The sequence below is a fragment of the Shewanella sp. Choline-02u-19 genome (genome assembly GCF_002836205.1).
In the GTDB taxonomy this organism is placed as follows: domain Bacteria; phylum Pseudomonadota; class Gammaproteobacteria; order Enterobacterales; family Shewanellaceae; genus Shewanella.
Window position 1 is genome coordinate 2,091,071 of record NZ_PJBE01000013.1, and the last position, 16,053, is coordinate 2,107,123.

Sequence of the window (16,053 nt, forward strand, 5' to 3'; positions counted from 1 at the left end):
GTCAACATTTGAAATGTCCTAAAACTAGTAGAAAACGAGCTTACAGCACGTAAAATAGCCAAAAGTGACTTTTTTTAAACAAACGGCGTAAACAAAATTAGAATAAAGGAAATAAAAATGTTAAAAATAAAAAAATAAAACCATATAAAACAGGTGGTTAAACAACCCAACCTACACATCAACAATTAACATATCATTAACAAGGGCTAATAACACCAGATCAAAACTTACTTAGAGTGATGCTATCTCGGCACTATTAAGTAGTACTAGCAGACAAAAACAGATGATTGGTTACCAAGTGGAGCGCAGTAACAGCTTTTAACTTCTCTCGTAAAGGAAGTATGGTACCGCTAATTATTTGACAAGTTGGTGAAGCCTAAAACCTTGACTCTATTTGTAAAACCATCGATTAAAAAAATATTAACTCGGATATGAAAGTGCATTATGGTTTGAGTAATAAATGCAATTATAAAAGTAAATTACAGATCGATTTTTGGTCGCAGGCTTCATTAGCGCCGGATAAAAAACTGTATTTTAATTCAAAAGAGCGTAAATAAAAATAATGTGGCTATTAACGCTATCGTACCTCTAATTGAGTCGCATCTGAAGGTAGTGAGTTTTCGGAAGCAGAACTAAAATGTCTTCAAAGGAACAATACTGCGCGACTAAATTAATAATTCACCTACTGACTTATCAAATACCAACGTGGCACAGGCCTCTTATCCCAAGCTCTAGGAACGTGATAAAAATACAGTAAAAAGCCCCTTGAACTTTCGTTCAAAGGGCTTTAACTAGTAAAGAATAAATCTAGATTAGAACTTCAATCTTACACCTGCGTAGTAACGACGACCGATTGCATCGTAAGTACCAGCATCAGTTTCTGTACCTGTATTGCTTGATGGTAAACCTGTAATAAGTTTAGGAGGCTCTTGGTCAAACAAGTTGTTTGCACCAATGTAGAATTCAGCCATATCCCAAGGTCTATAAGCAATGTTCAGATCATGATAAGTAACTGAACTAACACCAACAGACTCTGGCTCTAAATCATATCCAGAAAGGAACTGGTCATCTAGGTAAGACTCACCTATAAACGTAGTGTTCCAAGCAACAGTTAGATCTTCATACGTGTAGCCAAGTGACAAGTAGAACTTGTTCTCTGCTGCGCCGATTTCGCCTTTATCTTGATCTTTCTCAGAACCAGGTAATGGAATTGTGTAAGCATCAATGACATAAGTATATGCAAGTCTTGCATTAAACTGACCAGCTAAACCATAGTCTTCAATATCTTTGCCGTATGTTACGACTAAATCCACACCTTCGTTAGCAAAACCACCACTGTTAGTTACAGCAGAATCAATATATTCCAGAGAACCTGCACTATTAGGACCAGTATCTTGTGCTCTACGTGTAACGAAATTACAAGTAGAAGCTGAACCGCCATAACAATCATCTAAAATAAACTGACGAGGAGTTGAAACAATCGCGTCTTCAATTTCAATATCGTAATAATCTACAGTGAAGTCAAAGTCTTCAATAACAGCTAAGCCGTCAGGCGAAACAGTTACACCGAATGTCCAAGATTTACCTTTTTCTGCTTCTAAATCTGGATTACCGCGGTTGAAGCCACTAATTCCTTGCAAATCAGATTGGCTAAGTGTGAACTCACCATTAGCATTGATGTTTGACATTACGCCAGCATCTGCTCGACAAGCCTCAGACTGAGATCCTGAAGACGAAGCTGTAACACCTAAACAAGGATCAGTAAGCCCTGATGGGAATGTCTGACTTGGTGGCGAGTATAACTCGTTGATGTTAGGTGCACGTGTTGACTGTGCTCTAATCGCTCTAAAACGAACTTCATCAATTGGAGCCCAATCAAGTGCTACGTTCCAGCTATCAGTATTACCTACAGTAGAGTAATCAGAGATTCTGTATGCGCCACGAAGGTTCAATTGTTGTGCTAGGAACATGTCAGATAAAAGTGGAACGTTAACCTCTGCAAAGTACTCGATGACATCAAACTCACCTTCTGTACGAGGAATAGCATTACCACCATTTAGACCAGAAGACTGTAAAGCATCAAACTCACTTCTAGAGAATTCTTCGCGATATTCAACACCACCCGCAAGACCAACAACACCAGCAGGCAATTCAAATAGGTCTCCAGAAACGTTAAGACCAGCAATTGTTTGCGATGTAAAAGTTGTCAACATGTTTGGTGCATCGATATAAGCAGCACCTTCAGCGCTGATAGAATCTTTACCAAATACGCTTACTGGAGCACAACCTTCAGCTACTGCATCAGCATTACGACAAACGATGTTACCATCTTCATCTTCTACAGCTTCCAAAGCAGATCTAAAGTTTAGTGAGTTAAACTGGCCACTACCAACTTGAGATTCTTTTGTTTGACCATAACCGTAGTATGCATCTGCATACCAACCGTCAGTTATTTCGCCTTCAATACCACCAACGATACGGAAAGTATCACGGTCTGCAGTGTTACCACGTGCAGCAACATCAGCTAAGCGTCGAGTGAAGAAAATATCCTTCAAACCGTCGCCATTGGTATCTGTAGCAGAGTTATAAATAGCATCTGGAACATAAGCGTTTCTCACTAGAGTACGCTCGTATTCGCCTGGATTAGTCGCACTCTCGATGAACTTTTCATATTCAAGCGGCATCTGACCACCTGAAGCTGAGTACACATCATCTGAAGCCATTGGGAACGGCTCAAGTTTAGTAGATGTTTGAGTCGATGCGTAAGTACCTTCCATGAAAGCACTCCAACCATCTGTAAACTCATACTTACCAGACATTGCTAATAAATAACGTTCAGTTGGGATTGCAATAGTACGGTAATCCATACGATTGAAACCATTAGCTTCTGCAGTATCAGAACCGTTTGTTGACCAGCCCTCTTGCAGCTGACCAGCTTGGTTGTAAGTATATTGAGTATCACCAGCAAAGAAACGACCTTGTGGTGAATAGCTCGAATAGAATGGACGACGAGCAGTAAACATATCTTCAGGCAACCCTGTGAAATATGCGCCTTCAGAAGCTTGGTCGACAGCAGAACGTTCACGGTCACGTGAATATACAGCACCTTGATCAGTATAAGCACCATGAATCATGATGTTGCCTTTACCGTCACCCGATGTTGTACCCATTGTAAACTGAATTTGAGTTTCTTCAGAATCACCTTCAGAACTTTGTCCTTTCTGAACATCGAACTCAATGCCTTCAAACTCTTTCTTATAGATGATGTTAACAACACCGGCTACAGCGTCTGAACCATATACAGCTGAAGCACCACCTGTCATTATTTCAACTCGTTCAATAAATTGAGTCGGGATAGAGTTCAAATCTACTGCTGATGAACCAGGAACACCTGCAACGAAACGGCGACCGTTTACAAGTACTAATGTTCTTGAACTGCCTAAGTTTCTTAAATCTACAGTTGCAGCACCCGCACTCGCTGTTGAGAAGTTAGAGTTAGTACGGCTAATACCTGGAGTACCAAACGCTGGGTTTTTTAAAAGCAATTCTTGAATGTTTGCAACACTCGACATGTCGATGTCTTTAGAGTCGATAACTTGAACAGGAGAAAAACCCTGCATATCAGTTGTTCGAAGACGTGAACCTGTTACTTCAATTTTTTCAATTTCTTCAAATTCAGTTTTCTCTTCTTCTGCTGCGATAGCAAATGAAGAAGCGAAAGCCGCCGTTACAACGCCACCAACTAATGCAAAACGCACCGAGTTAGCAATTATACTGTTCTTATACATCGTGAATCTCCCTGGTCTTTCTATTTATTTTATTGTTTTAAACAAACCGACAAAATAGTTAACAACTAGTTACCAATTCATCTTTTGCACACAAATAAAAACACACCAGAAACATTTTTACAACATATACCGCGTTTCAACGCTACAGCTGTAACACCTTTATTAGCACTGTCGTCATATTTGATTTCGTTATTAAGTTATCGACTTCTCTTACCGCTTTAATTTTAAAAAAATACAAAACAAGCAACTGAAAAGCTGAAGTGCAAAAAAACATAAAACATAGAACATAAAAGAAAAAAAACCCTAACATACTGTTATAAAAACAGTTAAAAATAATTTATACAATATACACAAGTACTGTGAGTTCGAGTAAACCTAAATTTCACTCATGTAAAAACCTGTTTGAAAGGACAGTGAAAATGACAAAAAATCAAGAAACTGTTAGCTTGGAAGCCAAAGGGATTGCAGGTAAATGAATGAATACGCCAAGGATGTAATGTAAACTTTACAGTGAAAAGCAAGTCTTTCATCACACAGCAATCAGGCGCAAGCCATTGTTTTAAAGTGATTAACCATTCATATTTGTGTGCTTAAAAGAATATTTTCATAATTATTTGACAAAAATATTCTATTGGACGATTTTCAAACGATATTTACTAATGTTCCTATCCAACCACAGGAGACATTAACAATCGCATCAAGTGGATCGGCAATACAGCTTTAGAACATACGTTTGAAATAATAGCTATTAGCACTTGCTGCCACTAGCGGCTAAGGCCTTCAAAACTTTGATTGATTTATTGTTTCAGCTGCTAGGTCAGATTGCTTGTTCAATAGGCAACTTATTCACCAAAGAAGAGCGGATACAATATCCAAAAAGTTGGTAATTGCTATTACAGTAGAAACTTGACTAGATTTTTATATATTGTCGATTAGCTATTTCCGAAGAGATATTAATAAGACCTGTATCAAGTGCGCATTATTATAATGATAGTTAAATCATAACTCCGGTGCCATCTTAGAATTGTTAAACAGTTAACAGGCGCGCCCAATAATTACAAAAAAGCCAGCAGCTATTAAAGCTACTGGCTTATGAATCAATATTACCTTGAGTATCTCTAAGGTAATTATCGACTAAATATTACATGTAATATCTAATACCGATAGAGATACCGTCATCTTCCGAGAATTCCATCGCTGCTTGTTGTGCTTTGTCTGAACTGGTGAAATCACTGAAGTCTTTACGACCTTCAAGATACAACATAGTGTTGTCATCCCAAACGTAATGTAAACCAACAAGCAAGAACTGACGTTTGAACACATCGCCATTGTAAGCATCGCCGTATTCATCACCGGCTTCTAAAATGTTGTAGCCAACAAGAGGACGAAGACCATTATCAAACTTATAAGAGAACAGAGATTCCATACCCAATGCTTCAGGGATATAACGGTTCAAGTTATCAGTATCGTGGAACTCTTGCTTGTTAACGTTGACTGCACCGTAAAAGCCTTTGCCATTGAACTCACCCCAAGTCGCACCCGCGCCAAAGATCAAATCAGTTTCACTGACAGACTTTCCTGACTGGTAATCAGCATCAAACTGACCTACGTTAGCACCCGCGGTGATGACTAGGTCATCTGACACATTATAAGTTGCAGAAGCACCGTAAGTGTTGTCATACTGAACCGTTGCAATAGGGTTGTTGTTGGCAACTGCAGCAGCGTCAATGAATCCTGGGAAGTTATCACTTTCATACAAATCGAAGCTATCTTGCTTTAGCTGTGCTTGAACTGCGAAGCTAAAATCACCGAATGCATTACGGTACTGAACTGTTTTGTCACCACGACCGGTGCCATTAATAGCGCCGTCCGCTTTATTGAGAGTATAAGTACCAGAGGTATTACCATCCCAAGTATTTACGAGGTTAGTATTATAAACCACGTCATACCAAGCGCCCCATTGCTTACCAATAGTTAATGAACCATAAGTATCATGAGCAAGTCCAACGTAACCTAAACGAGTGCTTAAGAAATCGTTGCTCTCTGATGTGAATTCATTAGCATAAGTACCGCTAGAGTTTGTAATTGAGCTATTACCAACTAAGTTAACGCCCCACTCTATCTTTGCAAATGTTTTCCAGCCATCGCCCATGTTGCGGGTAAAACCGAAATTAATACGCGACGAACCATTCTCGACTTCTGTAGCACCCTGTGTATTGATCACTCGAGCATCAATCCAACCACCAATTTCTACTGCGTTTTTATCATCTTTATAAACTTCGATTGCTGATACTGAGGGTACAAAAATTACTGCGGCTAATGCCGATGCTACTAAAGTCTTTTTCATCTAATGCCTAACCTTTAATTATGTTCAATCTGCTTCATTCAATATATTTCCATTCCGTTGTTTTCTTTCTATCCTATTTGCAGACGAGGTTAGCAAAAGATTAGCAATCACTCAAAGACGAACATCACAAAAATAGCCATATTTTGCACCAATTTAACTCGCAAGCCTATAACAGCCGAGGGATCGAACCAATTGTTAACATAAAGATAGCAAGGCGTTAATATGGCCCTGCTTAAATTAACGTCATTTGATTTGATGTAACTTTACTGAAACTTTTATTCATTATTGAAAGTATGGGCTCAGCAATAGGCCCTAATTGGCGGTCGATGTAGTAATCAATATCAATGGGGGATTTTTGATGAGATAGCGGTTCGGCGCCAGACGTTGTCATTACGTACTCGATCCTTGCCCCTTTTTTGGTGACACTTTGATCACCGGTTGCTTCAAAGAGTATTCTTGCCGCTTTTAAATGAGGAGATGACTTTGCAGTATAATCTTCAAGGTTGCGACGTAAATTTTTAACGAAGACCAATTCTTCCGTCAAAGCACCACTGTTTAACTGATCGATAGTGAGCTTGATATACGCTTCGATATCTTGCTGGTTAAATAACCGCTCATAGAGTTCATACTGTACTCTTCTCGCCAGCGGCGACCAATCACTGCGTACTTGTTCCATTCCTTTGAACACTAATGTTGTTTTTCCAAGCCCATCCTTCTTTGTGCCGACGTAACGTTTTTTTGAACCTTCGGCAGAACCGCGGAGCGTTGGCATAAAAAACTGTTCAAAGTGAGTCTCAAACTCTAGCTCTAAGAAACTATCAATACCGAATTTATCAGTGAGCCGCTGTAGCCATAGTTGATTTATTTTTGAAGCAAGTTCCTTACCAGTGGCCTGCACTTTACTTTCATCAAAATCATTACCTAACCAGACAAAGGTTGAATCGGTGTCGCCATAAATAACTTCAAAGCCCTCCTCCTCTATCCAGCTGCGTGTTTGCTTCATTATTTCATGGCCACGCATAGTAATTGAGCTCGCGAGCTTAGCGTCATGAAAAACACAACCTCGAGAGCCAAGCACACCATATAGCGAATTCATGATAATTTTTATCGCTTGAGAAAGCGGTGCATTGTGGTTAATTTTAGCCAACTCTCGTTGTTCAGAAAGGTGCTTAATTAAGCGAGGTAAAATGGGCTCCTTCCGACTAAACCTTGCCCCTAAATAGCCCTCTACGGTGTCAGACTCTTGTTGATGTAATGATTCAACTAACCCTTTAGGATCAATTAGAAACGTTCGAATGATGGATGGGTAAAGACTCTTAAAATCTAACACCAAAATATGTCGATACAAGCCAGGAACGGAGTCCATCACATAGCCACCGGGGCTCTCAATGCCATCGCTGGCGGGTGCACTCGGAGCGATGTAACCACTTCGGTGCAAGTGCGGTAAATACAAATTCATAAATGCAGCAACCGATGCTCCCACACGTCCAAGCTCAAGCCCCGTCAACTTTGCCCGCTCTATCGCAAATTCAAACAGCTGTGTTTTTTCAAATATATCCCAGACTAGACGACTATCAGTGAGGTTGTAGTGTGCCAACGCGGGCTTGTCGTTGGCAAACAGATCATTAATTTCATCCATTCTGTTACCCACATTGTCGATAGCTTTGCCTTCATCCAACAATGCTCTCGACACAAACTCAAGTGAATAACGATCAAACTGATAAAATGCCGCTTTCAACCAATCAATACCATCGAGTACCACTCTTCCTGGTAATCGCAGTGTCTCTGGCCTATATTTATCATCAACTTTCCAGCTCAAATTTTGGTTGCTGCGCCCAATAGTAAGCGGAATACCATGGTGTTTCGCGCGCCGATATAATAGGGCTAAATCAAAAGTCACCACCGCCCAACCAATGATAATGTCGGGGTCGTAATCTGCAAACCAAGCAATCAACTGGTGAATGAGTGCAGGTTCGTTTTCAACCCACTGAATATAATCAACCTCAACCGGTTGTGGCGCGCCAACCATAATGACTTTTTCAAACACCACACCCGTTTCTGTCTGACCGTATAAACCAACAGAATAGAGTTCCCCACTAAAACTGCATTCAAAATCGAATGAAATGGCTTTAAGCGATTGTACAGCCTCTGCTCGTCTGGCTTTATTAGCGATAAAACGTGGCTGGGCTCCCTGTACAGCAGGTTCGAAATGACCACTAAATTCAGCATCAAGAGCAATAAAGCGTTCGATTAAAAATCGATGTTCAGCTTTAATATCACTTTCAAAGAGTTCAATACCTTGGTCTTTCGCAATCCGTATTAGGTTGCGCTGATGTCTCAGATCTCGGGTATACAGCGCAGTGACGTCTTCATGCTGGAAACTTTTAAGCGTTAGCCGCTTACGACGAATGTGCTTTAACTCTTGATGTTGATTAATAATATTTTCATCAATCGTACGAATAAAACACACATGTTCTTGCTGTGGAAGCTCAACGGTCACCGGCCCAGATTGTGTGGCAATAAAGTACTGTAGGCACAGTCCATCTTGCCGATGTATTGCATGGCGGGTTAGCACTCGCCCCTTTATTGTCTGAAGCACATTGGTTGTTGAGGTCATGGCTGTTTACTCAAATAAATTCACGAATAATCACTTAACACTTCTTAGGCTATGTAATCACTGTTATTATGTACAGCATTATTTACTGGACCAGTGCATTCATGTTATCCGCAGACGTTAAAACTCAGATCCGTACTATATATAAAGGTATTGCTTTAGCTCTGCCCAATTTTCGCTCTCGCCGGGAGCAAAATTATATTGTTGCGGAAATATCAAAAACCCTTGCGGGGGAATATGACAAGCAGCGACGCATCATCGTGGTCGAAGCTGGTACTGGTATCGGTAAATCACTGGCCTATATTTTGGGGACAATTCCTTTAGCGTTAGCAAATAAAAAAAAGGTCTGTATCGCGACTGCAACCGTCGCATTGCAAGAGCAATTACTGCATAAAGATTTACCCTTTTTTCTGCAACACTCCGGTCTAGACTTTACCTTTGGCTTAGTCAAAGGACGACAACGCTATGTGTGTTTATCTAAGTTAGAGATGCTTGTTGGTCCTGATGACAGTAATCAAATGGCGATGTGGCAATCAAAGCCAGATCAAAGCCAGGTTGATATGTTAGAGGGACTGCTAAAGGACTATAAAGAGTCTCGCTGGAATGGTGAGCGCGATACATTAACTCAACCTCTGCCGGATCACTTGTGGCAACAGATTGCCTGTGATAAGCATAGCTGTCATAAGCAATTGGCAAGTCATCGAAATTGCCCTTTTCATAAAGCCCGAGAAGATCTCGATACCTGGGATGTATTAATCGCCAACCATAGTCTGCTATTTGCCGACTTGGAATTGGGCGGTGGAGTCATTCTGCCCGATCCTGCAGATCTTTATTATGTCATCGATGAAGCACACCACCTGCCCATTGTTGCTCGTGACTTTAGTAGCGCTCAATCCACCATCCGTGGCGCGACCGATTGGCTTGAAAAACTCACCAAAACAACCTCAAAGCTTCAAAACCAGATTAAGAGCAATTATATCATTGCGCCTGCACAGGCAATGCTCGACCATGTTGGCGATATTAGCGGATTACTCAATCAAGTTGCTCACTTTTGTGATGCTCAAGCTAACCAATTTGATAATCCAGAAAACCGCTTTCGTTTCGAACACGGTAAATTACCACCAGCACTGCTTATTCTTGCCGAAAACCTCGCTACAGCTTCCAATGTGGCATTGAAACAGTTCAACAAAATGTTGGCCTTGCTCAATGAAGCGATAAAAGATGGTGATATTCCCAAGCACCAATCTGAAGCGCTACTGTCAGAAACAGGCTTTATGCTGCAGCGCATTGAAAACTTGCAAAAGCTGTGGAAAATGATGGCTAAGCAAGATAGCCCTAAAGGTGCGCCAATGGCACGCTGGATTGAACAACTCACAGGTAAGCAGGCTGATTACTTATTCAGTGTCTCACCGATCGAAGTCGGCTTTATGTTAGAGAATTTACTCTGGGAAAAGGCGGCTGGTGTGGTGCTTTGTAGTGCAACACTCAGAGCGCTCAATAACTTTAATCACTTTACTCATCAAGTGGGCTTATCCATAAACGATGGCAGTCGCTATCTTGCGCTCGACTCACCGTTTGATTTTGAGCAAAATGCGACGTTATTCTTACCCCATATGGATACAGAGCCAACACATGACAACTATACCGATGAGCTCGCTAAGCAAATCATCGCACTCGTTGAAGATGAAATGGCCAGTTTGGTGTTATTTGCCTCTTATTGGCAAATGGAAAAAGTCGTAGACCTTGTTGAAAGTAAAATAAAAACAGGATTACTGGTCCAAGGCGTGTTGCCAAGACAAGAGATCCTAAAGCAACATAAACAACGCTGCGATGATGGCAAACCCAGTATTATTTTTGGTACAGGCAGTTTTTCAGAAGGCCTCGACTTACCAGGTGATTATTTAACTAACCTCATCATTACTAAGTTACCTTTTGCAGTGCCAACGTCACCGGTTGAGCAAGCTCATTCAGAATATATTAAAATAAAGGGTGGAAACCCCTTTTTACAACTGACAATCCCAGATGCTTCGCGCAAATTGGTACAGAGTTGTGGTAGATTACTTCGAAAAGAACAGGATTATGGCCGGATTTCCATCTTAGATAGACGCTTAGTCACCAAGCGCTATGGAAAATCATTATTAGATGCCCTACCGCCTTTTCGACGCGTTATTGAATAGGACAACGATTGGATTTATTACTAGAGCCAAGTAGCTGGGCTTTGTTAGCATTGATAGGCTTAATTGCAGGCTTTATCGACGCTGTAGCTGGCGGCGGTGGACTGCTTTCTATCCCTGCATTATTAGCCATGGGGATCCCTCCCCACATGGCACTTGCCACCAATAAATTGGCAGCCTGTTTTGGCTCATCTATGGCGGCATTTACTTATTATAAGCAAAGATTATTCTCCCCTAGCTTGTGGTATCACACTTTTATCGCCACTTTCATCGGCGCAGTTATCGGCACATTTGTGGTTTCGATTATCGATAACCAGTGGCTGGAAAAATGGCTACCGTTAATTATTATCACCATCGCTATTTATACTCTATTCCAGCCTAATGCCATGGGCTGTAAAAACTGTGAAATACCGGTAAAACCTAAGCGTAAAAGAATGCAATGGTTGCAAGGCTTACCTCTTGGGTTTTACGACGGCTTTGCAGGGCCAGGCATTGGTGCATTCTGGACAGTCACCAGTACAGGTATGCATAAGTTGCCTTTGCTTTATAGCTTAGGGCTTGCTCGTGCAATGACCTTTACCAGCAATTTTACATCGCTCATTATATTTTTGGTCATGGGTCAAGTTCATTTGACCATAGGGCTCGCTATGGGGATTTGTATGATGATTGGTTCTTATATTGGCGCACATTCAGCCATTAAGTTTGGACTGCCGTTCATTCGCCCTATTTTCGTTACCATGATTCTATTAATCGCAGCACAATTGGCCTGGAGTGCATGGGCATGACAACCAGCGAACTCATCAATCGACTTAAATACCAGCTAAAGCAGCTAGAACAAGAGGTGTTGCAACACGATGCCCACTTGCCCGCTGGACAACGAAAAATGATGCAAGACGTTGAGCGTTTTAATAATGAATTATTTGTGCAAGAAGGCGCTCAACTTAAACCTTGTATCGATCAGCTTTCAAAAAATGTAGCTCAGCTACAACAACTCATCAATGCTAAACGCTCTCCTTACACCATTATATCTAGCTGTGAAAAAATACAAGACCGCTTTAGTGCCGTTCGCCGAGCACTTGCTACAACCGGTATTAATATTAAGTCGTTAGAACAGCAAAAACGCACTCGACGCGCGCATGCAATAAAGCGTGGAGTTCGAGCTCACCAGCAAAGCGGCTTTAGCTGGATCGCATCAAATGTTATGCAAAATAGCCATCAACTGTATGAAGAACTTAACAAACATTTGAACTGGGCTAAGATTATTGAACAAAAAATTGAAAATTTGCAATCTTCTCTTGATAACTGTCATAGTGCTGACAAAATAAAGCTACAGAATGAGATCCTTGCTCAACACTCTCGCCTCGGCAAGTGTCGACAAGCCACCAGCTACATTGAAGATCGTATCCAATTATTCGAGCGACCTTTCAAGGGCCAAAATCGTTAAGGAGCAATAATGAAACCGCTACTACCAATAACCGCTATTCTCGCTTTATGTGGTTCCTCTGCAGCATTTGCTGCAAATTTGAATATTCCAATGTCATTTGAATATATCGCGCTTGATGGGCAAGAAGTTGAAACCAGTTTATTTAACCATAAGTCTGAACTCGAACTCAGCAATGGTACCCACAAGATCGCCGTTCGATACAATGATCTTGTCGAAGATGATTTTAGTGATAGCGAAACCAATATTAAGTCTTCGCCTTTTATCATCACTCTAAAAGTGGATGGTGATTATGAGTATCACATGAAGCCCGCTGACGGTGATTTTGTAAAGCATCCCGCTAAGTTTGCCAAGGCTCCTCAAGTCGTCATCACTCGACAAGATAATAAGGTCGTTAATTACCAAGTTACTCAGACTAATATCGCTGAGGAATCTTTTGTCTCGCGTCTATTTAGCGGCAACACTGCAACAGATGTTGATGTAGAAGCTGCTGTTGCTACTGGCGGCGTAGCGGCAGCTTCAGCTGTACCTACGGCTCCAGTAAGTAAACCTTCTCCTATTGTCGCAGCGACTGCCGTTACAGCGACTCAAACAGTAACAACAACTGCTGCTGATGCCGCAAAAGCTGAACAGATGTTGCAGTACTGGTGGCTACACGCAGATGAGAAAACACGTAAAGAATTCATGGGCTGGGCAATAAAACAACTTTAAGTCTCTTAGAGTATGATCCCGCTGATCTATCACGCCAGCTATTCCAAGCTGGCGTTACCTTCCAAACACCGCTTTCCGTCGACAAAATACCGCTATTTATACCAATACTTACTCGAACAAAAAATAGCTTCACAATCGCAATTTTTTGCATCAGAAAAAGTCACTCAAAACCAATTAGCCAGTATTCACTGTCCCAATTATGTCCGCGGATTTATTACAGGGACACTTGATACTAAATCAATGCGTCGGATTGGCTTTCCTTGGAGTGAGACTCTAGTTGAAAGAACACTCTACTCTGTTGCGGGGACTGAACTGACGTGTTTAAAAGCCATTGAGTACGGTTGTGCTATCCACTTGAGTGGTGGCTATCATCACGCTCACCATGAATTTGGTAGTGGTTTTTGTATCTTTAATGATATGAGCTACGCTGCGCTGCAAGCATTAAAGCAGCCTAATATTGAAACTGTTTTAATTTTCGATTGCGACGTACATCAAGGTGATGGTACCGCGACAATAACGACTGTTTTTGACGATATCATTACTTGCTCTATCCATTGCCAACAAAATTTTCCCGCCCGAAAGCAGCAATCGAATTATGATATTGAACTGCCGCGGGGAACCACTGATAAACAGTACTTAGAAACGGTGCAACAAGCCCTCGCTTATCTTATTCGCCTGCACCAACCCGATCTTATCATTTACGATGCTGGCGTCGATATTCACGCTGATGACAATCTGGGTTATCTTGATATCAGTACCACTGGGATATTTGCGCGAGATGAGGACGTAATACAACAAGCAAAGTCAGCCGAAATACCCATTGCTTGTGTCATTGGAGGGGGATACAGTAACGATAAGGACTTGCTGAACATTCGACATAGCCAACTGTTTTTAGCCGCCAATACTGTGTGGTCCGAATAAGCTTAAAAATCCAGTCTCATTAGATTGACCACGTCATATACAGAGACGATTCAGGGAGAGGTGTATGCAACTAGAAATTAGAAATTACTATGAAGTTCTTTTACTTGAGCTGCTTTCAGATGAAGGTTTGTTAGACGAGTTACCTGAAGACTACCTTGCTGATCTATGCTGTATTACTCTCAATCAACTACCCACTCGATACATAAGGCATTTGGTTGATACCTATTTTTTTGAAAATTACGCCGAACTTCAACAAATGAAATCCGAGATCCAAGAAGCACTCGAAAAGTCCAGAGCATATTTAAAAGCAAATCAAAAGAAAGAAGGTTAAACAAAAGGGGGAGCAAACCATTTGATTGCAAGCTTCCCCCTATTGCTTCAGCCTGATCAGCTACTATCTGTAAATCATTTTGTGTAACCGCCTCATCTACCTTTAGATCTGACGCTTAACCATATCGATAAGAGTTTAGGCTCTGAACATACGCTCTAGCAGAAAAATAAAAGGCCTCACATCGCTGTGAGGCCTTTTATGTTGAAGTATATGAATATTAGGCTAACTTCAAATAGAAACCCCAACGTGTAGTCATTAATGACTAAATGCTGGTTAATGGCAGATCCCTCGCCTGCTCTCTGAGGTGATCCATGCCACTAAGGAAACCAACAAACATCTTCAGGGCGATAAATTGCCCTTGCTCAGTGGTGTGATAATCATCACCCTGCTTTACAACTGCCCCTGATGCCAGTAAAAAACTCATTTCCAGCGGAAAAGCCTGCCACAGAGAACGCCCGGTATGATCCTTAAACACTTTATTATCCAGATGTCCGTGTCCCATCATAATCATTAAGTGGTGCTGCATCACCGCTTTACTTTCTAGCGGTTTAGTGTAACAAGTACCGGATTGGGTTTGGTTCATTAAGCGGATGTAATCTGCAATATCGAAGCTTGAGATACGAAATTGTTCGCCAAAACGGCCAAACGCTCCAGAGCCGACGCCCAGGCAATCTTCGCCGTCGAGTACATATTTATTTTTCACTGGCTGCCCAAAATTACGACTGAAGGTCCAGGGGAAATCCATTTCATAGCGCTGTGCCAATGTTTGCTTCACCGCCAAAAACTGAGGCCAAAGTTCATGAGGGTCTCCTGCCAAACATCCGGCTTTCTTGCGGTTCTTTCCAATCCCAACCGTCAAGGGATACGTTGTGATTTGATCTGGGTTCAGCGCCATGGTCTGTAGCAGGTCTTGTCGTACCGAGTCTGCAGTCTGCACCTTAAAGCCGTACATCATATCGACATTGACAGTAGGAAATAATTCGATAGCACGACTGACATACTCAGCCTGTTGCTCACCTGAGCCAAACTTTTCAAATCTCCCCGTGCTTTTGAGTATGACATCATCAAAGCTCTGTACTCCGATCGACATACGATCTACTAAGCCCTTCAGCTGACTAGGATTTCCTTCACTGAAATAGATGGGGTCGCTTTCACAAGAGACTTCACGGATTGTCGTCAAGCTCTTGATAAGCTCTATCGTCTTAATCAGTTCATCTTCGAGGATCGTAGTGGTGCCGCCACCGATATACACACGGTTAAAGCGGTAGCCTCTGCTGATGACCTCGCGTATCTCCTGCCTCAATGCCTTAAAATACTCTCTGGCGAGGGTCTCTTGAAACTTAACCTTATGAAATGAGCAAAAACGACACAGAGTGTGGCAGAAGGGAATATGAATATATAAGGTTTCTACGGGGTTATTGGGAACGCTGTCTTCCCCAGCAGCTAAAGGCACGGCATCTTGCAGCGAGAGAGATTGTTTAATGCTGCGGTTTATCATCCAATCCAGACTATCGGTAGCCAGGTACAGGCGAGTCTTTGAAATAGAATACATCATCTTTGAATACCTTAAAAAGCAATACCAACTGCCTTGATGAAACATAATGAGGGCTATATGGTGTTGATAGAGATAAGAAGAGTTTAGGGTAATCAAACTGGAACGGATAAACTGTCGTATAGAAACAATATAGATGATTATCTATTGATATTTATTGATATTTGTCGCTTG

The 16,053-nt window shown here is 41.5% G+C and carries 10 protein-coding genes; 6 read left to right on the forward strand and 4 right to left on the reverse strand.

Annotated elements, in window-relative coordinates; all coding sequences use genetic code 11:
- Nucleotides 1-812 precede the first annotated feature (812 nt).
- The 3 genes from CXF83_RS15895 to CXF83_RS15905 all read right to left on the reverse strand — a co-directional run bounded on the left by CXF83_RS15895 (nt 813) and on the right by CXF83_RS15905 (nt 8,752).
- Nucleotides 813-3,788: a TonB-dependent receptor domain-containing protein gene (locus tag CXF83_RS15895; protein ID WP_101093568.1), complete on the reverse strand. Its 2,976-nt coding sequence runs from the start codon at nt 3,786-3,788 to the stop codon at nt 813-815.
- Nucleotides 3,789-4,929: 1,141 nt separating this feature from the next.
- Nucleotides 4,930-6,135, reverse strand: coding sequence for a porin (locus CXF83_RS15900; RefSeq protein ID WP_101093569.1), 1,206 nt, complete (start codon nt 6,133-6,135; stop codon nt 4,930-4,932).
- Between the two features lie 232 nt (nt 6,136-6,367).
- Nucleotides 6,368-8,752: a DNA polymerase II gene (locus CXF83_RS15905; RefSeq protein ID WP_101093570.1), complete on the reverse strand. Its 2,385-nt coding sequence runs from the start codon at nt 8,750-8,752 to the stop codon at nt 6,368-6,370.
- A 101-nt stretch (nt 8,753-8,853) separates the two neighbouring features.
- Here CXF83_RS15905 and dinG point away from each other — a divergent pair, with 101 nt between their 5' ends.
- The 6 genes from dinG (at nt 8,854) to CXF83_RS15935 (ending at nt 14,327) form a co-directional block, all read left to right on the forward strand.
- Nucleotides 8,854-10,926, forward strand: a complete 2,073-nt coding sequence (gene dinG, locus CXF83_RS15910) for an ATP-dependent DNA helicase DinG (RefSeq protein WP_101093625.1) — start codon at nt 8,854-8,856, stop codon at nt 10,924-10,926.
- Nucleotides 10,927-10,934: 8 nt separating this feature from the next.
- A complete protein-coding gene (locus tag CXF83_RS15915) occupies nt 10,935-11,708 on the forward strand; it encodes a sulfite exporter TauE/SafE family protein (protein WP_101093571.1) in 774 nt (257 codons plus the stop codon).
- Complete coding sequence (locus CXF83_RS15920; protein ID WP_101093572.1) at nt 11,705-12,367, forward strand: primosomal replication protein; 663 nt, start codon at nt 11,705-11,707, stop codon at nt 12,365-12,367. The genes CXF83_RS15915 and CXF83_RS15920 overlap by 4 nt, the downstream gene beginning before the upstream one ends.
- Nucleotides 12,368-12,376: 9 nt before the next feature.
- Nucleotides 12,377-13,075, forward strand: a complete 699-nt coding sequence (locus tag CXF83_RS15925) for a DUF2057 domain-containing protein (protein WP_101093573.1) — start codon at nt 12,377-12,379, stop codon at nt 13,073-13,075.
- A 12-nt stretch (nt 13,076-13,087) separates the two neighbouring features.
- A complete protein-coding gene (locus CXF83_RS15930) occupies nt 13,088-13,996 on the forward strand; it encodes a histone deacetylase family protein (RefSeq protein ID WP_101093574.1) in 909 nt (302 codons plus the stop codon).
- Nucleotides 13,997-14,060: 64 nt separating this feature from the next.
- The gene (locus CXF83_RS15935) at nt 14,061-14,327 is read left to right on the forward strand and encodes a late competence development ComFB family protein (RefSeq protein ID WP_101093575.1); all 267 of its coding nucleotides are present in this window, start codon (nt 14,061-14,063) and stop codon (nt 14,325-14,327) included.
- A gap of 262 nt (nt 14,328-14,589) precedes the next feature.
- Here CXF83_RS15935 and CXF83_RS15940 read toward each other — a convergent pair whose 3' ends face one another.
- Nucleotides 14,590-15,978 (reverse strand): coproporphyrinogen III oxidase family protein, encoded by a 1,389-nt coding sequence (locus CXF83_RS15940; RefSeq protein ID WP_232775130.1) that lies wholly within the window; start codon nt 15,976-15,978, stop codon nt 14,590-14,592.
- Nucleotides 15,979-16,053 lie beyond the last annotated feature (75 nt).